15 protein-coding genes are annotated in these 22,475 nt (G+C 55.6%); 9 read left to right on the forward strand and 6 right to left on the reverse strand.

The features are described from left to right. The first annotated feature begins 539 nt into the window (after positions 1–539). The 3 genes from ASB66_RS01635 (at position 540) to ASB66_RS01645 (ending at position 5,004) form a co-directional block, all read left to right on the forward strand. Entirely contained in the window at positions 540–3,578 is a 3,039-nt protein-coding gene (locus ASB66_RS01635; RefSeq protein ID WP_060719514.1) for an autotransporter domain-containing protein, read from the forward strand. Then, positions 3,578–4,105, forward strand: coding sequence for an invasion associated locus B family protein (locus ASB66_RS01640; RefSeq protein ID WP_060719515.1), 528 nt, complete (start codon positions 3,578–3,580; stop codon positions 4,103–4,105). Before ASB66_RS01635 ends, ASB66_RS01640 begins: the two co-directional genes overlap by 1 nt. Positions 4,106–4,341: 236 nt before the next feature. Next, complete coding sequence (locus ASB66_RS01645) at positions 4,342–5,004, forward strand: response regulator transcription factor (RefSeq protein WP_081089152.1); 663 nt, start codon at positions 4,342–4,344, stop codon at positions 5,002–5,004. On the opposite strand, the gene ASB66_RS01650 is transcribed toward ASB66_RS01645, so the two are convergent. Together ASB66_RS01650 and katG are read right to left on the reverse strand one after the other, a co-directional pair. Beyond that, positions 4,975–6,594, reverse strand: a complete 1,620-nt coding sequence (locus tag ASB66_RS01650; RefSeq protein ID WP_060719740.1) for an ATP-binding response regulator — start codon at positions 6,592–6,594, stop codon at positions 4,975–4,977. The genes ASB66_RS01645 and ASB66_RS01650 overlap by 30 nt on opposite strands. Positions 6,595–7,069: 475 nt before the next feature. Further along, complete coding sequence (gene katG, locus ASB66_RS01655; RefSeq protein ID WP_060719516.1) at positions 7,070–9,253, reverse strand: catalase/peroxidase HPI; 2,184 nt, start codon at positions 9,251–9,253, stop codon at positions 7,070–7,072. Between the two features lie 500 nt (positions 9,254–9,753). Between katG and ASB66_RS01660 the strand changes: the two genes are divergently transcribed. Further along, positions 9,754–9,939 carry a hypothetical protein gene (locus tag ASB66_RS01660; RefSeq protein ID WP_070147878.1) on the forward strand — a complete coding sequence of 62 codons (186 nt, stop codon included), beginning with the start codon at positions 9,754–9,756 and terminating at the stop codon, positions 9,937–9,939. A gap of 238 nt (positions 9,940–10,177) precedes the next feature. On the opposite strand, the gene ASB66_RS01665 is transcribed toward ASB66_RS01660, so the two are convergent. Both ASB66_RS01665 and ASB66_RS01670 read right to left on the reverse strand, forming a co-directional pair. Further along, positions 10,178–11,113 carry an ATP-binding protein gene (locus ASB66_RS01665; RefSeq protein ID WP_234614267.1) on the reverse strand — a complete coding sequence of 312 codons (936 nt, stop codon included), beginning with the start codon at positions 11,111–11,113 and terminating at the stop codon, positions 10,178–10,180. A gap of 385 nt (positions 11,114–11,498) precedes the next feature. Next, a complete protein-coding gene (locus ASB66_RS01670; RefSeq protein WP_060719519.1) occupies positions 11,499–12,224 on the reverse strand; it encodes a response regulator transcription factor in 726 nt (241 codons plus the stop codon). A gap of 242 nt (positions 12,225–12,466) precedes the next feature. On the opposite strand from ASB66_RS01670, the gene ASB66_RS01675 reads away from it, so the two are divergent. The 3 genes from ASB66_RS01675 (at position 12,467) to ASB66_RS01685 (ending at position 17,582) form a co-directional block, all read left to right on the forward strand. Then, entirely contained in the window at positions 12,467–13,543 is a 1,077-nt protein-coding gene (locus ASB66_RS01675) for an efflux RND transporter periplasmic adaptor subunit (RefSeq protein ID WP_060719520.1), read from the forward strand. Then, the gene (locus ASB66_RS01680) at positions 13,540–16,644 is read left to right on the forward strand and encodes an efflux RND transporter permease subunit (protein WP_060719521.1); all 3,105 of its coding nucleotides are present in this window, start codon (positions 13,540–13,542) and stop codon (positions 16,642–16,644) included. Before ASB66_RS01675 ends, ASB66_RS01680 begins: the two co-directional genes overlap by 4 nt. 137 nt (positions 16,645–16,781) lie before the next feature. Next, a complete protein-coding gene (locus tag ASB66_RS01685) occupies positions 16,782–17,582 on the forward strand; it encodes a DUF3313 domain-containing protein (protein WP_060719741.1) in 801 nt (266 codons plus the stop codon). Between the two features lie 78 nt (positions 17,583–17,660). On the opposite strand, the gene ASB66_RS01690 is transcribed toward ASB66_RS01685, so the two are convergent. Next, positions 17,661–18,596, reverse strand: a complete 936-nt coding sequence (locus ASB66_RS01690; RefSeq protein WP_060719522.1) for a helix-turn-helix domain-containing protein — start codon at positions 18,594–18,596, stop codon at positions 17,661–17,663. Between the two features lie 247 nt (positions 18,597–18,843). On the opposite strand from ASB66_RS01690, the gene ASB66_RS01695 reads away from it, so the two are divergent. Together ASB66_RS01695 and ASB66_RS01700 are read left to right on the forward strand one after the other, a co-directional pair. Beyond that, a complete protein-coding gene (locus ASB66_RS01695; RefSeq protein ID WP_060719523.1) occupies positions 18,844–20,229 on the forward strand; it encodes an NtaA/DmoA family FMN-dependent monooxygenase in 1,386 nt (461 codons plus the stop codon). A 58-nt stretch (positions 20,230–20,287) separates the two neighbouring features. After that, positions 20,288–20,797, forward strand: a complete 510-nt coding sequence (locus ASB66_RS01700) for a flavin reductase family protein (RefSeq protein WP_234614268.1) — start codon at positions 20,288–20,290, stop codon at positions 20,795–20,797. Positions 20,798–20,987: 190 nt separating this feature from the next. Here the strand turns inward: ASB66_RS01700 and ASB66_RS01705 are convergent, their stop codons facing one another. Next, positions 20,988–22,457, reverse strand: a complete 1,470-nt coding sequence (locus tag ASB66_RS01705) for an MFS transporter (protein WP_234823911.1) — start codon at positions 22,455–22,457, stop codon at positions 20,988–20,990. Between the last annotated feature and the right edge of the window lie 18 nt (positions 22,458–22,475).

Raw genomic sequence — 22,475 nt, forward strand, 5'->3', positions numbered from 1 at the left:
AATTATTCAATTGATGCGCCTGTGGCTCGGGTTTTTCCTCTTTCAATCTGGCGAAGAGAAATGAGGGCGCTCAATAAAGCTCATCACGCGCCTGCGATGGCCAGTTTATCAATGCGTGGCCCAAGGCGTGTCGCGGTCTTTCAGGTTCGCGTTAATGTCTAAAACCGACCCGTTTTCACCGGCTCCAAACCTCAAGAATACGGCTCCGATACAGGCGCAGACGCGGAGAGGTTGATCGTTCTGCGAAGTTCGATGTCGCGTATAGCACATCTGCACTAATGGCCTCTGCCCCGTTTCTGTGCTGAATGCGACATAGACATGTCGACAAATAATATGGGCAATATTGTTATTGTGGAAAACAATGTTGCTTGCAAATGTTCACTGGAATACGGGGCGACACGATGATCAAAGAATTCTGTAAGAATTATGGTAATGCAATTATAGTACAAAAAAACATATTGGCCGGTGTCGTTCTAAGATTTTCGAAGCCTCTTGTATTATCATCTCTCACGCTAACCGTTGTCGTGTCGTGTTCAGGCGTGAGCCTGGCGCAACAGGTCAACTATATACTGGACAATGGCAGCGTCGAATGGACGACCAACCAGGTTATCACCGGCGATATGATCATCGGATTGAACAATAAGGGTGTCAGCGCGACAATTACCAATGGCGCAAAGGTATCGGTCGGTTCGGACGCGATGATCGGCAGTTCTGATACCTCTGAGGGAACCGTTACTGTGTCCGGCGCGGGGTCCGAGCTGACGGTGGTGCGCACAAATGCGGTGCTGGGTAACACGCTGACAATCGGAGGAAACTGCCTCTCGATTAATTGCCCGTTTGGAGGGGTTGGGACGCTGAACGTCTTGAACGGCGCTAAGGTTGATGCCAGAGAAATTACATTGGCTTCAGGGGTGAACTCGCGCGGCTATCTGACCGTGTCCGGTGCCGGCTCCGTCCTTTCCGCCGACAGCTTTTCAGCAAATTCTAGTCTGGACGCAGATGCCACTTTAGCATCGAGGCCTTCCTCATTCTTGACTGTGGAGAATGGCGCTACCGTTTCGACGAATTCAGCCGGTTTTAACATCTCAGATACCGACGGTGTCGCGAATATGAATATTCGCGGCGCTGGCACGAGCTGGATCAATAGCGGCAATGCCTATGCCAATGGTGCGCTCATGGTTAGCGACGGTGCGACGTTCCAAACGAAATATCTTGATATAGGCTCCTCAGGCGAAGTGCTGAGTTCTGGCGCCAACACGACAATGACGGTGACGGACAAGATCGACCTGGATGGCAGGCTCGTCGTTGCGGACGGGAGCAAGCTGAACGTTGCCAACACCATCAAGATGACGAAGGATGCGTTTCTGATCTTTGGCGGACGCGTCGACAATACAAAACTTGGGGCAGATCCCGTTGCTATCGACACCCGGGCAGCTGGGAGCATCAACTCTGAAGCCGTTATCGATTTCGGAAAGACGGAAACAGCGCGTATCGTCTTCAATCACACAGATAGTGGCTATCTACTCTCCAACAAACTCACCGGGAATGGGTCGATTGCCAGCCTCGCAGGCAATACCAATGTCAGCGGCGACCTCACAGAATTCAGTGCGCGTGATAATGTTTCCGGCGGCGTGATCGTGGATGGCGGCAGCAAGCTCACGATCAAGGGCGATCTTGGCACCAAGGTCGCGCCCGATAGTACGACACTTCCATCGAGCAATCAGTTCTGGGTTAAAAATGGCACGCTCGTCATCGGCGGCGAAACGGGCAGTCTCGTCACCAACTATATGGGGACAGAATTCTACACGAGTTCAGTTCAAGTTTGGGGAGACTATATCCGTGATTATCGAGGGCTTTCCAAAGGCGTCTATGGAACTCTGGCGGGTAATGGCACTTTAGGAACCACTTTTATTGATACGGGTGCAACGCTTTCGCCTGGGGACAGCAGCAATCCAATTGGAAGCATGGTCGTGCGCGGTCAACTTTCTTTCAATGATGGTGCAAATTATGCGGTCGATGTCGCTGGCAACGGCCAAAGTGATAGGGTGTCGGTGGAGACACTCAAGGCAGCCAATGGAAATATTGTGGATGGCGTTTGGCAGACTTCGGATTCTGGCGGTAAAACGCTTATTGGCCAAAACGTGTCCGTGCAGGTCACGGCTCTCGACGCAGCGACCAGCTATCAGGATGGCCAGACCTATACGATCCTGTCATCGGCTGGCGGTATCCAGGGGCAGTTTGCCCAGGCGGTTTCCAAATCCGCATTTCTGGATGTTGCCTTAACTCAAAAAACCAATGAAGTTGACCTGACCATCGCGGTCAAAAACACCACAACACCGACACCCACGCCGGAACCGACACCGGAGCCAACCCCAACGCCAGAGCCGACGCCTACTCCAACGCCGGAGCCGACGCCAAATCCTTCGCCTGGCCTGTTCGATTCCGTTGCCGTAACCGGGAACCAGCGTAATGTGGCCCGGGCTTTGAACACCTTGCAGCAGAGCGGGCAGTCGCTTGCGCTCTATAACAGCCTGTTGCCGTTAAGCGCAGAAGAAGCGCGGCATGCCTTTGAAGCACTATCAGGCGAAGTCCATGCGTCTGCCCTGGGAACCTTGGTCACCAGCAGCACGCTGCTGCGCAATTCGGTCAATGATCGGATGCGGGCATCGTTCAATACGGTCGGGGCTCGTTCGGCGCCGGTCATGGCCTATGCGGACGGTGATACCAAATTCGACACGGCTTACAAGGACATGCCGCTCTTTACCGCCTGGGGCCAGGGCTTCGGCACATGGAACAGCATCGACGGCAACGGCAATGCCGCGGACCTGAGTTCGTCCACCGGCGGTTTCGTGGCGGGTCTCGACATTCCAGTCTCCGCCGATTGGAGATTGGGTGCCGTCGGCGGCTATAGCCGGTCCAGCTTCGATGCCAATGACCGCTCATCCTTTGGCCATAGCGACAATTATCATCTCGGCATGTATGCCGGAGCCCAATATGGTGAAGTGTCCTTCCGCTCAGGCCTTACCTATACCTGGCATCAGGTGTCGACCAATCGGTCCGTGGCGTTCTCCGGTTTCAACGACCATCTGAAGGCTGATTACGACGCCGGCAGCTTCCAGGCCTTTGGTGAACTCGGTTACCGCATCGATGTCAGCACCGTGGCTTTCGAGCCCTTTGCCAACCTCACCCATGTCAATGTTCAGAGAGACGGCTTCAATGAGCGTGGTGGCATTTCGGCCTTGTCGAGCCCAAGCGACAGCCTGGACACGACACTGACGACCCTTGGCTTGCGCGCTTCTTCCGATTTCATGCTGGGCGGCTATATCGCAAAAGCCAGAGGCATGCTTGGCTGGCAGCACGCCTTCGGTGATACCGATCCAACCTCACGCCTGGCATTTGTCGGCAGCCAGAGCTACGTTGTGTCCGGTACGCCTCTCACGAAGGATGCGGCCGTTGTCGAACTCGGCATTGATGTCGGGCTCAGCGATACCGCCACGATCGGCATTGGCTATTCCGGTGAATTCGGTAGCAATGAAACCTCAAACAGCATCAACGCAAAGCTGGATGTCCGTTTCTGATGAAGATCGCCAAAATTGTTGCGATCATGGTGGCCGCTGCTATGGCGTCCACCGTCGCTTTTTCACAAGACAGCAATGGTCGCCCCAATGCTCCGTCTTCGCTTTCCGAAACCTATGAGGACTGGACGGTTGCCTGCGCGAAGCGCAACGAAAGCCGCGTCTGCTCGACGTTTCAACGACAGGTGCAGCAAAATGGGCAGCAGGTTCTTGGCATCGAACTCACGCCTGCCGCCGACAAGAGCATAAAGGGTTCACTCGTTCTGCCTTTTGGATTGGACCTGGATAAGGGGGTCGCATTTGCGATAGACGATACGCCACCTGGCAAGTCCTCGCGGTTTTCGACATGCCTTCCCTCTGGCTGCCTTGTATCCCTGACCTTTACGGATAAGGGTGCTAACGCATTGAAAAGTGGTAAATCGTTAAAACTCATTGCTTACGCTTATGGTGCAGGTACAGAGGTTCCGTTCACGATTTCCTTGAAAGGTTTGGCAAGCGGGCTCGACAGGATCGCCGTCCTGTCGAAGTGAAGGTGTCGCATATGACACAAAGGACACGCGCGGCTGTTTTCATCCGACAGGAGTGGACATTCAGCGATACGCATTGTGTAGTGCGAAGAGTCATTGAAAAAGGACACGTCGTATTCCCTTTGCAAACATCTCAAGTGCCTGATGCATTTGAGATATTTGCAATGCCTTCCAGGCGACGATGCGTAAGCATCTTCAAGCCTTGGTATAAATGGAGATGAAGCGGATCATAAATTTATATGACTGACGAATTCATTATTATCGCTGATGATCACCCGATATTCCGGGAGGGCATTTTCGCTTTGGTTCGGCAGCTTTTGCCGAATTCAAAAATTGCGTCCACCGACACGCTCGACGCCGCTCTTGAAATTGCGAGAGCCAATCCTTTCCCGCCCAGCATGTTCATCCTGGACCTGTTTTTTGAGGGAAACAGTATCGTATCGAATTTGCGCGCGCTTCGCGAAGAGTTTCGCCTGGCGTCGATCGTCGTGGTCACCATGGCCAGCGACAAAGCTTTGGTCGATACCGTCATGAATGCCGGGATCAATGGGTTCATCAATAAAGCAGCCCTGCCGGATGAGATTAAGGAAATCCTGCGGGCGGTTCGCGAAGGCGACGTTGTCGTCCAGGTGCCAGCGTCGACAAACGCCATTGCCAGTTATGTCAGCCCGACGCTAAGCCAACGCCAGCTCGATGTTTTGCATCTTCTTGCCGAGGGCAGGACCAATAAGGAGATCGCCATCATTCTTGGTATTTCCCCTTTCACGGTTCGCATCCATGTCTCGGCTATCTTCCGCGCACTTGGCGTGGCGACCCGCGCCGGGGCCGTGACCAAGGGGATTGCCATGGGATTGGTGCCGACCTCTCCTGGCTCATCGGAGCGGAGCTCCGATTCCAGGTAGCAGAATTGCCGAGCGAAGCTCGGCGGGGCGAACCGGCTTTGAGAGGATCGGTATATCACTGTCGGCGATATCTTCGATTACCCTCGACGGAGCATGTCCCGTCATCACCACGGCCGGAACCTTCCAACCGGCAAGCTGGCGAACCTTGGCGATACATTCCGTGCCTGTCATGCGGCCGCCGAGGTCAAAATCCGTTATCAGTAGATCGCAATGGTGCAGCACGGAGGGTATCGCTGTTTCTGCCTGCACAGTGCAACCCCATTTGCGCAGCAGGCTGGCTGTGGCGAGCAGAACGGCCTCATCGTCTTCAACCAGCAGCACGCGCAGGCCATGAGCCAGATTGGTCGCGGATGGCGCTATTTGCTCCGCGCTCAAAACTTTCATGGGGACGGCAATCTTCAATCCCGACACGGAGATCGTCGTTCCTGCTCCGACGACTGACCGCAATGAGACCTTCAATCCCATGAGGGTGCCGAGGCGCTTGACGATTGCCAATCCCAGGCCAACCCCGTCGACATCCTTGTCGCCCCGCTCACGGACCTGATAAAACTCCTCGAATATGCGAAGGTGATGCTCTGGTGCAATGCCGGGGCCCTGGTCATAGACCTGAATGGTCAGGCTGCCACCCCTGCGGCGGCAGCCGATCAGGATTTTACGGCCCCCTGCATATTTAATCGCATTGCTCAGGATATTTTGCAGAATTGTATTCAGCAAAGACCGATCAACCGCAACAAAATGCGTGCAATTGACAAGCCGTAACTGTGATCCGGCTTTTTGCGCGGCTTCCATATTCTGATCGACAACCTCGTTGAGGATATCGGCAATCGCTACCGTTTCCATCTGCGGGATCAGTTTGCCGCTGTCCAGGGTGGAAATATCGAGCAAGGATTTGAAGAGCCGTGACACGCTTTGCAGTGATCGATCGATATTGTCGACCATTGCCAGTTCGTCCGGTTTCAGCCCCGCGTCGCGCAAGCAAGCCGTAAACAGGCTGATGGCGTGGATAGGCTGGCGAAGGTCATGGCTCGCATGGGCAAGGAACCGCGATTTCGACAGGTTAGCTTCCTGCTCGGCGGCATAGGCACTTTGCAGCCGAAGCAAGAATGCCAGCGTGTAGGATGGGGCCAGAATTGCCATCATTATGAATGTCAGCACGACATAAGGGTTCTGCTGCCAATAGACATTGAAATAGGTGGCGATTGCGAAAGAACTCAACGCCAATGCTGTCGCTGGGAGCAAATGCTTTGGGCCGAAACGTAAGCCGCTGACAACCGTGTGCCAGACGACCAGCGCTGCAATCGGGAAAAGTGGCGCTCCGCCGACAGACATTGCAAATGTCGTGAACGCATAGTCGAGCAGTGTCACGATGGTTCGCCGCAGCATGTCGACGCCTGGCCGCAGAACGATCCACAGGAGCAATAAGAAGGAATAGGGGATGTAGATCGAAAACAGCCAATAAAAACTGCGCGCTTCGGGAGGCGTTGCTCCATTTGCAACCAGAGGCATGACGTAGGCAACGATGATGAAGATAACGGCAATGCGCATGATTGCTTGTGCCCGTTCGGTATCGAACGAGGCGTCGTTGCGCATGCCGAAAAGCCGAATAAAACCGTTGGATCTCAAATCATTTTTCCGTTCGATTGACTCTAAAATATCCGCTTTGGTGGCATCCCTTGCCCAATAGACATCCCTTTAAGCGATGAATGGCGCAATCCGTCGCAGCACTGTCCAGAAATTCTGAGCGTGCTTAGTCCAAGGCGGTGTTGTTTCCTTGACGCCGCGGTTCCTGTTTAACCCTTTGTGCAATCAGGATTCAATGGGGGCGTAGTGCACCGTGTTATTGTGCCGGAGGACTATAGCTTATCGGGGAGGGTGCGCATGGTTTGCCCAGGGCGTCTTCGGCAGCGAACGGTGCGCTTGGCTTTGAATGTGGCGCGGGTATGCAAAGGGGAGGGATGCGCTAAGGCACTGCATTTCGCCAATGTGGTATTGCCGCGAGGTCCGGCAGGGGGTGCCAGAAATCTGACGGGACGCGGCATACGCCGCGTCCCGTTCAATGTTATCGTTAGACCAGATCGAAACGATCGGCGTCCATCACCTTCGTCCAGGCCGCGACGAAATCCTTGACGAACTTTTCCTTGATATCCGACTGCGCATAGACTTCCGCCAAGGCGCGAAGCTGAGAATGCGACCCGAAGATCAGGTCAACCCGCGTCCCGGTCCAAAGCAGTTCGCCGGTCTTACGGTCCCGACCTTCATAGACGCCCTCTTTGCCTTCGACCGGTGCCCACTGTGTGCGCATGTCGAGCAGGTTGACGAAGAAATCATTCGTCAGCGCCTCGGGATTGCGGGTGAGGACACCATGTTCCGGCTGGCCAGCCTTCAACACGCGCAAACCACCGATGAGAACGGTCATTTCAGGTGCCGTCAGGGTCAGAAGCCGGGCACGGTCGACAAGCGCCTCTTCAGGCTTCATGAATTGATGCCCGCTCAGATAGTTGCGGAAAGCATCGGCGCGTGGCTTCAAAGCATCGAAGGAGGTGACATCGGTCTGTTCCTGCGATGCATCTGTCCGGCCTGGGGTAAACGGAACGGTCACATCGTGACCGCCAGCCTTGGCTGCTTTCTCGACACCGGCTGCACCGGCAAGCACGATCAGATCGGCCAGGGAAATCTTTTTACCCGCAGATTGGGCGGCATTGAATTCCTGCTGGATGCCTTCGAGAACGCTCAGGACCTTGGCAAGCTGTACTGGGTGGTTGACGTCCCAATCCTTCTGCGGAGCAAGACGGATACGGGCGCCATTGGCACCGCCGCGCTTGTCGGAACCCCGGAAGGTCGAAGCCGATGCCCATGCTGTCGACACCAGTTCCTGCACCGAAAGACCAGACGCCAGAACCTTGGCCTTTAGATCGGCCACATCCCTATCATCGACAAGCGGATGATCGACAGGAGGAATAACATCCTGCCAGATGAGATCTTCTGACGGCACTTCCGGACCGACATAACGAACCTTTGGCCCCATGTCGCGGTGGGTCAACTTAAACCAGGCGCGGGCGAAAGCGTCAGCGAACTGATCGGGGTTTTCCAGGAAGCGGCGCGAGATCTTTTCGTAAGCCGGATCGAAACGCAGCGACAAGTCTGTCGTTAGCATGCTTGGAAGATGCTTCTTGGACGGATCATGGGCATCCGGGATGGAGGGTTCGGCGTTCTTTGCCTTCCATTGATGGGCGCCAGCCGGGCTTTTTGTCAGTTCCCATTCGAAGTTGAACAGGTTTTCGAAGAAGAAATTGCTCCAACGGGTCGGGGTCTGCGTCCAGGTAACTTCCGGTCCGCCGGTGATCGTGTCTGCGCCGAAACCGGTGCCGAATTTGCTTTTCCAGCCCAGTCCCTGGTCTTCAAGCGCGCCGCCTTCCGGTTCGGCGCCGATCAAAGACGGGTCGCCCGCGCCATGCGTCTTTCCGAAAGTATGGCCGCCAGCGATCAAGGCGACGGTTTCCTCGTCGTTCATGGCCATACGGCTAAACGTTTCGCGGATATCACGCGCGGCAGCGATCGGATCCGGATTGCCATTAGGGCCTTCCGGGTTGACGTAGATAAGGCCCATCTGCACGGCGCCGAGCGGCTCGGACAGCTGGCGTTCGCCACTGTAGCGTTCATCACCCAACCAGGTGCCTTCCGGACCCCAGAACAGCTCTTCTGGTTCCCATGTGTCAGCGCGACCGCCAGCGAAACCAAAGGTCTTGAAGCCCATGGATTCCAGGGCGACATTGCCGGTCAGAACGAAAAGATCAGCCCAGGAAATCTTGTTGCCGTATTTCTGCTTGATCGGCCAGAGCAGACGGCGTGCCTTGTCCAGATTGGCATTGTCCGGCCAGCTGTTAAGCGGCGCGAAACGCTGCTGCCCGGCGCCTGCGCCACCGCGTCCATCGGTGATGCGATAGGTGCCGGCGCTGTGCCATGCCATGCGCACGAAGAGGCCGCCGTAATGGCCGAAGTCGGCTGGCCACCAATCCTGAGAATCGGTCATCAGCGCATGAAGATCGCTCTTCAGGGCTTCATAGTCGAGCTTCCTGAATTCTTCGGCATAATCGAAGTCAGGGCCCATTGGATCGGCGATCTTGTTCTTTTGGTGAAGGATCTGCACATCGAGCTGTTCAGGCCACCAATCGCGGTTGCCCCGACCTTTCGCGCCAGCTGCCCCGTGTGCAACCGGACATTTTCCACCAGTTTCAACCTTGGTATCCATAGGATTCTCCCTTGATATCCTAATACTTCATCCACTCTGGGGCATCTTCCGCCGACCATTGAATTCGTAGTCTCGACAATCTGCTCTCGTATGACGGCTCGCCCGATTTTAACCGGGAAATGGCATAAAGGGCCTGACGGAAATTATCCCTGACCTCTTCATAGAGGAGGTCGATGTTAAATTTAAGTTGGATTTATTGATGGGAACGATAAGCTAAACCTATCAGGGGCGTCAGGTTGAAACAGTTCCGTTCTTTTGCAGTCAGCATGATCGGGATTTGTTGTTCCTAGCGAAATGCGGTCGGCTGAAATTTCCGTTTGCCGCTTTCCACCCTCCGCGTTATTGAACAGGACAGGGGTTATAGGGGGAATTCAACAATTTTGGTCAGATAGCTTCCGCAGGTCGTCCTTCGGCAGACTGCGGACAGCATGCGCCAGAAAGCTGGTTTGTGCACAGAATAGAAACCAAACCGGTGCCAGAAATGAAGAAAGATGATAAAAATGCTGTCACTCCCCGCAATTCTCGGTATCTCACTCGGCGCTGCCGGCTTTGCAGCTTTCAGCCGAAAGAACAAACCGTGGAGCGCTCTTAAACGGATCGGCTATTTTATTGTGGTGTCGATCGGAATTTTGCTGGTCATGCTGGCTTTGAATTTTGGACTCTACTACTCCAATCGCGTTTCCTGATCCGGCAAGGCGCTGGTAATGCCGCTTTAATGATGCAGTAGAGTCTGTCTGGTTCAGCATGAACCTGACAGGCGTAAGACGCCGTCACACAAGCGGCGCCTTGTGTTGTGAGATTATAGCCGATGCGCTATGGCTCTATCATCCACTTGGATCATCGGAAAAATTAATGAGAAGCCAGCGACCTGGCTAGCGTCAAGCTTCACAGAATACTCGCTGGGTCGCATAACCCAGTCTTGCCTCAAGGCACTGAGCCAGGACAGGGTATGTCGATCCGTACAATAAGGCCCGTCGGGTGATTGGACAGCAGGGTAATTTTGCTTTGATGGGCATGTGCTATATCTGCGACAATCGACAGGCCGAGGCCAAAACCGGCGCGTTTGCTGCGGGAAGCATCTCCTTTGAAAAACGGTTCGAAAACCTTTTCTCTGAGATCTTTAGGAATGCCTGGTCCGTCATCGATCACCAAGATCGAAAAAACCGTGCCACTGACCTGGAGTTTAACGAGGACGGTCTTACCAAACTTGGTTGCGTTGTCGCAAAGGTTGGTGACTGCCCGCATGATTGAGAGCGGTCTGCAGTTGGCGATCAGCTTGTTTGGCCCTTGATATTCGACATCGAAGCCGATGTCTGAAAAGTCACTGCAAACGGTTTGCAGGATGCTCACAACATCAACACGTTCAATGCCTTCGGTTGCAAAATCGTCACGGAGATAGTTCAGGCTCTCGGTCAGAAGATCATCGATATGATCGATATCCGCCAGCAGGGCTTCCCGCAAGGCACCGGCCTCCATGCGTTCGGAGCGCAATCTGAGCCGCGTCAAGGGAGTACGAACATCATGGCTAATCCCCCGCAGCATTCGGGTCCGGCCATCCACCATGATGCGAATACGGTTTCGCATACCGTTCAGGGCACGGGCCAGCGACAGGATCTCGACCGTGCCGCGTTCCTCGAAGATCTGGGAGCTATTGTTGATATCTGACTTTATCGCCGCCTCGGATATTCTCTTGATCGGTTCGGTCACCGCCCTGATCGCAAAGGCAAAGAAAAATGCGATCAAGACGACCACGGCGATAAAGTAGTATGTCGTTTGGCTGAGAAATGAAGTCGTCAGAATCGTATCGGGAAGGCCGAAAAAGACAAGCATTGTTCGGTCATCCACTTTCTCGGCAAACACACGACGCCCGTCCAGAAAGGCGCGCCAGCCGCCAAGGGGCGGCTCTCCGTCGGGTGGAAACAGAAAATCGACGAATGTTTCGGCAAAGCCCTGGAACTCCGGAGAGGTCTTGAATTTGTCTGCCAGCGATATCGGTTGAAGCGAGACCTCCAAGCCGGCGCGTTGCGCGTTGGTTAGAATGGAGGTGCGTTCGTCAGGAGAGGCCTGCGCTAAAAGAAGAGCAAGGGTTCTGACCTGTGTGGCGGTGCTTTCCAGATTGGGAATGGCGTAATCATTTTTCGCAACATTTTCCAATGTCCTGCCTGTTGCGATGACGGTGACCAATGCCAGGAGAATAATGACGGTGATTTGGCCGCGAAGAGTTCTTGGTAATACGCGGAAATTCCTAGACATGAACCTCTTCCACATTGGCCGTAAAGATATAGCCACCCAAGCGCACTGTTTTCAAAAGCGTCGGATCCCGCGGATCCTTTTCGATTTTCTGTCGCAAGCGGCTGATGTGGACATCAATGCTACGTTCAATCGGGCCGGCCAAGCCCGCATGGGTCGCGCTCAATAACTGCTCCCGGGTCAGCACTCGTCCGGGATTTTGGCAAAAGGCCAGCAGCAGATCGAATTCGTGGGTCGTCATCGCAACGCGCGCATGGCTTGGATCGTGAAGCTGCCGCCGAGCAGGATCGACCTGCCATCCATCGAAGCGAAAAAAGCTTTTCCGTAAACTGTCTGGCCGCTGGGAGGTCACTCTGGAGCGCCTGAGAAGACCTTTGATCCGTGCCGTCAACTCCCGGAGAACGAAAGGCTTTGTGACATAGTCGTCAGCGCCGATTTCCAGACCGACGACACGGTCGATATCGCTGCTCACCGAGGTCAACATCAGGATGGGAATATCGCCGCTGCCTCGAAGCCGGCGGCAGATGCTAAACCCGTCTTCTCCAGGCAGCATAACATCGAGGACGATGAGATCGAAGTCCAGTGCGCGCATCTTGGCGTCCATGGCGGCGCTATCAGCTGCGACATCGACAAGCATTCCTTGCTCGTTGAGGCTATCGCGGACCATGTCAGCGATCTGCTCGTCATCTTCTACAATCAGGATCTTTGGCGCATCTGACATCGCTTATCCATTGTCGCTTGTAAAAAGGGTCGCTTCCCCTTCAAGGCATTCTCTTACCATAATCATTTCCGGCTTCGGACGTCTTATATATTAAGATTTGTTGGGCTCGACCGGACCTGACGGCAGACCTTTAACAAAACTTAACAGAATGAAACACCCAACCGATCATCCATGTGGGAGAGAACGGCAGTCAATCTGCTGCCTCTTTTACCGGAGGCACGCCAGCAAACACTGGAGTGCTTATGCTGAGACGAATGATCCTATGTACCACAGGCGTTCTTGCCGTGTTTCTAACCGCATGTTCGGATGAAGCCAGCACGCCAAAGACACCTCGCGCCATTAAAGGGGTCACAGTCAAATCGGAGCTTATCGGGGAAGTCTTTCGCCAGACCGGTGAGATCCGTCCACGTTATGAAACGCCGATGAGCTTCAGGATCGATGGACTGGTGGCTTTTCGCGTCGAGACGGGATCATCCGTCAAAAAAGACGATGTGCTTGCAACGGTAGAAAAGACACCGGCCTTGATCAATGTGGCGTCGGCATCCGCGCAAGTCGATGAGGCAAAATCGGATTTGGCGCTGGCGGATGTTAACGCGGCCCGCAACTGGAACCTCATCGCCAAGAATGCGGTGTCGCGCGCCCAGGTCCAGCAGAGCGATGCGAATCTGCAAGCGGCGAAGTCAAAGCTTGAAGTCGCCAATGCGACTTTGGCGAGCGCGCAACAGAACCTCTCCTATACGGATCTGAAAGCAGGACGAGACGGGGTCGTTTCAGGCGTCTCCATCAATGTGGGTCAGGTCGTGACCACGGGTCAGACAGTCCTGACGCTCAGCTCCGATACCGAACTTGATGCGGTTTTCGATGTACCGGAACAGATGTTAACCCAGAATCTTGGCGATAGCGAGGTTGAGGTCAGTCTGATGTCCAATCCGAACCTTGTCGCCAAGGGCAAGGTTCGCGAGGTCACGCCTTCCGCCGATACGGCAACGCGGACCTACCGTGTCAAGGTCACTTTGAATGACACGTTGGACGGAGCGCCGTTGGGCGCTGTGGTCACGGGCAAGGTAACCCTTTCGCCAAAGCGTGTCTTCAAGGTTCCCGCGTCGGCATTGACCAGCCAGGGGCAGAACCAGGCCGTTTTCGTCTACCTGCCGACATCCAAAATGCTTCAGCTTCGCCCGGTTACGATCGAAAGGTACGGCGAAAACGACATGCTCATCTCCGAAGGCCTGGCCGATGGCGAGATCGTCGCAATCGCTGGCGTCAGCAAGTTGCGCGATGGCGAGGGTGTCACACTTGAGAAAGGGGCGCAATCGTGAGCGAACAATCATCCCAGCCGCGTTTCCGGTTCAATTTGTCGAAATGGGCGCTCGACCATCAATCGCTTGTCATCTTCCTGATGATTGCCGCAGTCATCAGTGGCATCCTCAGCTATCAAAAGCTCTCGCGCAACGAAGATCCGCCTTTCACCATCAAGACGATGGTTGTCGGCGCCCGCTGGCCAGGTGCCAGTGCTGCCGACACCGTCAATTTGCTGACCGACAAGCTTGAAAAGAAGCTCTCTGAGACGCCACATCTCGATTATACGCAAAGCTACACGAGGCCCGGCCAGTCGGTCATCATGGTCAACCTGCGTGACGACACCCCGCCCAGCGAGGTTGAGGGCATCTGGTACACGGTTCGCAAGAAAATGGCGGACATTTCCTCGACACTACCAGAGGGGGTCGAAGGCCCGGCCTTCGATGACGAGTTCGGCGATGCCTATGGAAGCATCTATGCTTTCCGTGCAGAGGGTTTCAGCCAACGTGAACTGCGCGACCGCGTGGAGGCAATCCGGGGTGAAATTCTCTCCCTGCCAGATATCGGCAAGGTCAACATTCTCGGCGCCCAGGACGAGCAGATCGTCATCGAATTCTCGCAGAGCAAGCTGGCCAGCCTCGGTATCGATCCGTCTGCCGCAATCGAAGCCATCAGAGCCCAGAATTCCGTCAATCCGATTGGAACCGTCCAGACCAGTGAAGAAAAGATTTCGGTTCGTGTCACTGGCGCCTTTGCCTCCGAAGACAGCCTGAAAGATATCACCTTAAAGCTTGGCAGCCGATATTTCCGGCTCGACTCCATTGCCACGATCTCCCGGACAATCGTTGATCCACCTGCCGCCTCAGTGCGTGTCAATGGAAAGGAGGTCATTGCTCTGGCCGTTTCAATGGCAAAGGATGGAAATCTCCTCACCTTCGGCACGGCACTGAAAGATCGCATGCATGCGCTTGCCGCCAAGCTCCCTTACGGGATCGAGATGATCCAGGTCGCGGATCAATCGACGGTCGTGAAAGATGCCGTCAACGGCTTCATGAAAGTTCTGATAGAGGCGATCATCATTGTGCTGGCCGTTTCCTTTCTATCCTTGGGGGTGCGGGCCGGGTTGGTTATCACCGCGTCCATCCCTCTCGTTCTTGCCTTGACGTTCCTGGGTATGGAGCTGACTGGGGTCGGGCTTCAGCGAATTTCGCTCGGCGCCTTGATCATTGCATTGGGTCTGCTGGTGGATGATGCGATGATCACTGTCGAAAGCATGGTCTCCTGCCTTGAAAAGGGCAAGTCGCGTCTGGTTGCGGCAACCCATGCCTATGAGACCACTGCATTTCCGATGCTGACTGGCACATTGGTGATGATTGCCGGCTTCATTCCGGTGGGTTTTGCCGCCTCAAGTGCAGGTGAATACACCTTCTCTCTGTTCATGGTGATCCTGATTGCTCTGTCGTCATCCTGGATCGTTGCGGTGCTGTTTTCGCCGATCCTGGGCACCTGGATACTGCCCCGCAGCCTTGCGCATACCCATAAGAAGACGGGTATCGTCATGGCCACCTATCGCAAAATACTGGGCTGGACCCTCAAGCATCGGTGGCTGACGATCCTGCTTGCGATTGCCGCCTTTGCCCTGTCTCTTGCTGGGCTCGGGCAATTGAAGCAGCAGTTCTTTCCGGCTTCCGACAGACCGGAATTGCTGGTCAGTCTCACGCTTCCTCAAAATGCATCGCGGGCCGCAACAGACATTCGTGCGCGCGAATTGGAAGCGATCTTGCGAACCGATCGCGACATCGATCATTTCATCACCTATGTCGGTTCAGGCTCTATTCGCTTCTATCTGCCTATGGATCTGCAACTCGATAACGACAATGTCACGGAAACAGTCGTCGTCGCCAAAAGCGTCGAAAAACGGGAGGCCGTCCGCCGCAAGATCGAGGCCGTGCTCAATGAGCGTTTTTCGGATCTTGTGACGCGCGTTTCGCCTCTTGAACTCGGTCCTCCCGTCGGGTGGCCGCTAAAGTTCCGGGTCTCGGGGCCGGATTATCAGCAGGTTCGTGCCCTGTCGACAAAAGTCGCTGCGATCATCGGTCAGAATCCAGATACCCGCGACGTCAATCTCACGGCTGGCGAACCGCAGAAAAGCGTGGCGATCAAGGTGAACCAGATCGAAGCGCGTGCCTTGGGCATGAGTTCGGAATCCATCGCCAGTGAGATCGCGGCGGTCTTCTCGGGGTCGAAAGTCACCACGGTTCGCGACAAAGACAAACTCGTTGATGTCATGGTCAAAGGGGTTGAAGCCGACCGTAATTCGGTCTCGACCATTGGCAATCTGGAACTGCGAACTGGCGATGGAAACTATGTGCCGCTTCGGCAAGTCGCTTCAGTCGCATACGGGATGGAAGACCCGATCATCTGGCGCCAACAAGGAAAGCCGATGATCATTGTTCAGGCTGACGTTCAAAAGAATGCCTTGGCCGCCACGGTCGCCGAGCAAGCCGATGCGCAGCTCAATGCTCTGCGTGCCGATCTCCCCATGGGTTACTCTATCATTGCAGGCGGCATTACGGAAGAATCCGAGAAAGGCAATTCGTCAATCTACGCGGTCGTTCCCGTGATGCTGTTTGCCATTGCGGTTCTGCTGATGGTTCAGCTGCAGAGCTTTTCCAGAATGGCGCTGGCTGTGTTCATGGCGCCTTTTGGTCTTATTGGCGTGGTTGCAGCCATGTGGCCGACCGGTACACCGATGGGTTTTGTTGCGCAACTTGGTGTCATCGCCTTGTCCGGGATGATTATTCGCAATGCTGTCATCCTCATTCAGGAGATCGATCAGAACGTCGCGCTTGGCCAATCGCCCAAAGACGCCATTACTGCCGCCTCGATTCATCGCGCCCGCCCGATCGTTCTGACCGCCTGTGCCGCAATTCTCGGCATGATCCCGATTGCCGCCGAAATTTTCTGGGGGCCGATGGCTTTCGCGATCATTGGCGGGCTTGCCGTGGCAACCATGCTGACCCTGACGCTGCTGCCTTGTGCGATGTCGTTGCTGCTGAATGCCGAACAAAAGGCGCGATCGAAAGCTGACCCGAACGACAAGGCGCAGGTTCAAGCGTGAAGACGAGCGCTCGACATCTGCCGGAACCGCAATTTCGAAAAACCATCCATTTCATGAAAGTCACGAAAATGAAGACGCATCTTGCCGATAGCAAAGCTCCCAACTCACCCTTTTGCCATGGTCATTCAGCCAAGGGGATGGTGGCAGGTCTCCTTGTTGTGCTGGCATTGGCTGGGTGTAGCTCCGTTCCGCTCACTCAGTCCGGTACGCTCTCCACCTATAAAGGCTTGGGGCCGGTTGAAGGTCGCTTCAGCAAATCGCGCAGTTTCGCGGATACCCCGGCTATCCTGGCGGCGCAAACGGTTTCCATTTCTCCCACACGGTTGTCGCCGCTGGCCTCTTCGAGGCTGCACGACGCCGGGAATGATAGGCTGGTTTCCAACGCTCTGGATCGCGCAATGTGTATCGATCTCAGTGATAAGTATCGGGTTGTTGGTCCTGGAGAGGCGGCGGATCTCACCGTTCACGCTGTGATAACCGACATCGTCCCGACCAGCAAAGCGGTGGCGGGCCTGTCGACCGCAGTCACATTGGGAACCTCCTTCGTTCTTCCCGTGGGTGTCCCACGCCTGCCGATCGGCCTGGGTGGCCTGGCTGTCGAGGCGGAGGCGGTTGACGCAAGAGGTGCACAACGAGCGGCTATCGTCTGGTCCCGCGGTGCAAATTCCATCACCAATACCGCGCGTGTTTCAGAAGTCGGTGACGCCTATGGCCTCGCATCTTCCTTTGCCAGCCAGTTCTCAGAGATACTGGTAAAAGGCCGGAAATCGTCCGGTCTGGATCTTTCCCTGCCCTCTGGACAAAAATTGAAGTCGCAGCTGGGTGGAAAGCCTAAAAATACGGCGTGCGAGGCGTTTGGGCGGGCGCCGGGTCTCGGTGGTGTTCTGTCTGGTGTCGTTGGTGCTCCACCGTCCTGGACAGATCATCCAACCAGGTGATGTCGGCTTTTGGTTGAGTGAGACAGACGGGCGTCATTGTCGATTGTTTCGGCCAGTAGACGGTGCCGCAAGCGCCGCCTACTGGCTCCGATAGTCACGAGGAGCCACTCCGAAATGGTGCCTGAAGGTTTTGCTGAAGTGCGAAAGGTCGTTGAAGCCCCAGCGGAACGCGATCTCACCGATCGAAATTGCGGCCTCGGCACGCAGATCGTCGGCGCATCGCTCCAGACGCCGCTTGAGCAGCAGTCGGCTGAAGGTTTCGCCACTCTCCTCAAGAAGACGGTGGACGTAGCGGACCGATATTTTGAAGTGCTGAGCCGCTTTGGCGGGGGTCAGTGTGGGGTCTGCGGCATGCGCGCCGATAAACTGGATAACCGACCGTGAAAGTTGCGATCTGAGTGTCCCACGGGCGCGGTCTTCTTCGCGTGTGGACACGCCTGCCGTCATCGCGACCAGATCAACGATATGATTTGCAATCGGCGTCGAGGCAGACCCGATGTGTTCCGCATTCTGCGCCACCGATTTCAGATAGTCGATGGCGACGGACGCTATGGGATGAGCACTGGTAAAGCGGATTGCCGTCTGCTTGTCTGCCTGTTTCAGCAATGGTTTGAGCATGGCTCGCGGGATGCGGAAGGAATATTGGGTCCAGTCATCGCTACAGTAATCGTTGAGATAAGGCTCGGTTGAATCCACGAGCGAAAAATCACCCGGCTCCAGCAGCGCTTCCCGGGAGCCTTGCATCATCCGGCACTGTCCCTTTACCTGAAGATTGAGAAAATAGACTTCGTGCGGCATACGGCTGATGTCCACACGTCTGCGATGGATCTTCTGTCGGCTTGAGGAAATGGTGGTCACGTTGATGCAATCGAGAAGATTGGCCTTAACCTCTCCCTTGAAGTGCTGCTCGCCCTCAAGAGTAGGGTTGAGGGCAATATAGGCTTCGCACAGAACCTCCCTCCAATAGGGAAAGCGGTCCCGCTCCGGCATTTCGTTCGCGTTCCATATTGCCATGCCATCGCCTCCAGGGGCATCACCCCCAAAAACAAAGCAATTATCATGCCAGTTATCTCGTGAAACGTCCAAGACAAGCCATGATAAACTTTTGACAGGGGCAAGCAAACGCCAGTGTTGCGACGTGGAAAGGCTGCCCCCTGCACGGTCAGCATAGTCGGTGTTCACTGTCAGCCAAGACGCAAGCCAACCTGTCTCATAGTCTTTGCCTTGGGAGGAGCAACAAAGATCAACAGGAGCAGCAGACATGCGCAAACGGCTTATATTCAATTGCTTCACGATGAACGTTCCCTCGCACATCTACCACGGGACATGGCGGCATCCGAAAAATCAGCTTGCCAGCTTCAATGAGTTCGAGACCTGGTCAAAGCTGGCAATGAAACTGGAAGAGGGGCGGTTCGACGCGATGTTCTTCGCGGACATTCTCGGCATCGATCCGGCCTATGATGGCAAGTGGGATGCTTATTTCCAGCAAGGCCTCCACATGCCTTGCAATGATACCTTCACCTTGTGCGCGGCTCTTGCGGGCGTCACGAAAAACCTTGGTCTCGTTTTCACCAGTTCGATCCTGTCGGAGCATCCTTTTGCGTTTGCAAAGAAGGCCTCGACCCTCGACCATATCAGCGGCGGTCGTATCGGTTGGAACATCGTCACAAGCGTGACAGACAATGCCGCCCGCAATTTCGGCTATGACAAGATCGTTCCGCATGACCAGCGCTATGACTGGGCAGACGAATATATGTCCGTTCTCTACAAGCTCTGGGAAGGGTCCTGGGAGGACGGCGCGATGATCGCGGACCGTGAAACCGGCGTGTTCAGTGACCATACCAAAGTGCACCGCATCAATCATGTCGGAGACCGTTACAAGGTGCAGGGGCCGCATCTGGTCAGCCCCTCTCCGCAACGGACGCCGATGCTCTATCAGGCCGGTGCCTCCAAGCGTGGCAGCCAGTTCGCGGCACAGCACGCAGAAGGAACTTTCGTTCTCTATCCGAATGTCGACGGTGCCCGGATCGGGATTGCTGGCACCAAGGCGGTGGCGGCGCAGGTGGGACGCGGTGCCGAAGACCTCAAGTTCATCCAGGGCCTGTCCTTCGTCGTCGGAAGCACGATGGAAGAGGCGGAGCGGAAGGCTGCGGAGATCGACGAATGGGTCAGCTATGAAGGCCTTGCCGCGCATGTCAGCCGCGACATGGGTGTCGATCTCTCCAATCTCGACCCGGACAAGCCGGTCGATGAGTCTGGTCTCGATGGCCTGCAAGGTTACGCGCGCATGATCGAGATGGGCAAGCCAAATGGCGAAAAGGCTACCGTCAAGGAAGTGGCGAACGCGCTTTCCTACAATTGCCGCATTATCGGCACGCCGGAAAGTATCGCCGACGAATTGGCGCTTTGGCAGGATGCGGGCATTGATGGCATCAACATGATCTGCCAATTGCATCCTGACACCTATATCGACTTCATCGATCACGTCACGCCGGTCTTGCAGGATCGTGGTCTTGCCCAGCGAGACTATGCCGAAGGCCCTTTGCGGCAAAAACTGTTCGGTCGCGGTCCGCGCCTTCCAGACAACCATCCCGGGGCGGCACATCGCGGTGCGTTTTCCCAATCCACCCAGGCTGCTGCTGAATAATGTCGCAGGGGAGCCTGCCGACGCTGGGCTCCCCGCTTGTCAACTCTGGAGGGACGGAATGTCTGAAATAATCCATATGGGGGCTGCGGATGACGTGCAGTTCAAGGACGCAATGGCTATGATGGCCGCAGCCGTAAAAGTGGTGACAACCGATGGTCCCGCCGGGCGGGCCGGGCTGACCGTAACCGCTGCCTGCTCGGTGTGCCAGGAGCCGCCACGACTGCTGGTCTGCGTGAACGTGACCGCTTCGGCGCATCCGTTCTTGCAGCAGAATGGCAGGCTAACGCTGAACATCCTTGCCACCGACCAGCAGGATGTCGCAATGGCCTTTGCCGGCAAGGTTGCGCAGGAAAAGCGGTTTGATCTTGGTGAGTGGACTGAGGACGACCTTGGGCAGCCATCGCTTCAAGGGGCATGCGCGCGCTTCACCTGTTCTGTGCATGAAACAATGCAGTCAGGCACGCACACGATCTTCATCTGCAATGTCCATGTCGCATCCGGTGACAAGGACAAGCTGCCGCTGATCTATTTCGACCGCAACATGATGCCCCTGGCGAAAGTAGCTTGAACCGCATGGTCGCTTCTTAAGTCAAGGCATTGAAGATACTAATGCGTTGCAGCCTTGAAGAGAGAAAATACCTCAACTGCATCAGCGGCTTGATGGATTTTCAAAGGAATGCCAAGGGTCATTTTTAATGGCCCTTGGCATTGTGAAACAAGCCCTGCGGCTGGGTTAGCCCGGTTGAGCAAGATATGGCCTACGAGGTTGCCGTTGTCGTCCGATCCGGCACTGTGTCTGCCGAAGGCAGATGGAGCACCCATGGTTTTGGGTATCTCGGCAGCATGGCGGCGAGAATGACCGCGACCAGGGCGATTGCAGTCAGTATCAGCAGTGGAGCGACGTAGCTTCCCGAACTTGTCTTGACCACACTGACGAGGAATGGGGCCAAGGCCAGGGCCGGGGAGGTGATCGCGAGGCTGAGACCCTGTAGGGCGGCGAAGGATTTCAGTCCGAAATACCTGGCGATCAATGTCGGACCGAGGGTGGATTCTGCGCCGGTTGCGAAACCGAGAAGCGCCATGGAAAGATAGAGAAGCGCAGGATTGCCGCTGTTGACAAGGGCAAGTGCCAGACCGATCGGGACCGTCGCCAGGAGAACCGCGACCACCCAGGGATGATTTGCCCGGTCCAGGACGGCTCCGGCGGCGAGCAAACCGATAACCGATGTACTGAAGCATAAGGACAGCGCGAGAGACACGGTTGCCGGATCGATACCTGTCTGGCCATAGAAGTCCACGGCGTTCTGGCGCATGGCAATCGGCCCTGCGGCGGCGAATGCGATGAACAGCGTGATCGAGATCCAGGCGCGCGTCGGAATTGCCTCCTTGAACGGGACGCCGGGCAGATTGACATCCACGGTCTTCGGCACGTCCACAGCCGTACTGACCTTCGGTTCGGAGATAAGCCAAAAGGCAGCGGGGATACCGATGACGGCGATCGCGATTGCGATCACGTAATAGGCGCCGTTCCAGCCAAGCCCGGCATATATGCCGGGGTCGAAGGCCGCAACCACCGCTGCGGCTTTGGATGGGTCTTCAGTGCCCATGCCCGGCATCATTGGTAGTGACACCGGCGCATTGCCGTTTACGAGCCATTGGAACAGGGGAGAAAAAATTGCGCTGAACAGGCTGGATGCGACCCCGATAAGACCGAAACCGACGCCCCGATGCTTGGGGAACCACTCGGAAATCACCTTGAACGCTATACCCAAACTGGACCCGAAGCCAAAAATCGACGCGAGGACGAGAAGTATTCCCATCAGCCAGAGCTTGCCCGCAGCAAGTGGTATGATCGCCGTGACAAGTGCGTAGAGGATGATCCCGGGAAGAGCGACACGTCGGGCACCCAAGCGATCGACCCATTGTCCTGCGAAAGGCAGGACGAGCGGACCGATAATCAGCGGCAAAGCGACAAACATCAGCATAGCTTCCGGCAGCGGCGTCCCGGTTTTCATCGCGAATGCGGGCACCACGAACGGAGTGAGTGCCGAGAGGCCAGCCGGCCCCATGGCCACAAGAAGAAGACTACCGATAAGTGCCGCTTTTGCCCGGCTAGGGGCCTTTACGAAGTCGGCGATATACTGTTTCCAGCTGACTTTCGGCGGAGCGCCATCGCGCGCCGGCATTGTTCCACTTGAATAGGGCGTAGTGGGAATCCCCTTCGCCATAGATAGATCCGTTTGAGA

This window comes from Gillisella vitis, assembly GCF_001541345.2.
In the GTDB taxonomy this organism is placed as follows: Bacteria; Pseudomonadota; Alphaproteobacteria; order Rhizobiales; family Rhizobiaceae; genus Allorhizobium; species Allorhizobium vitis.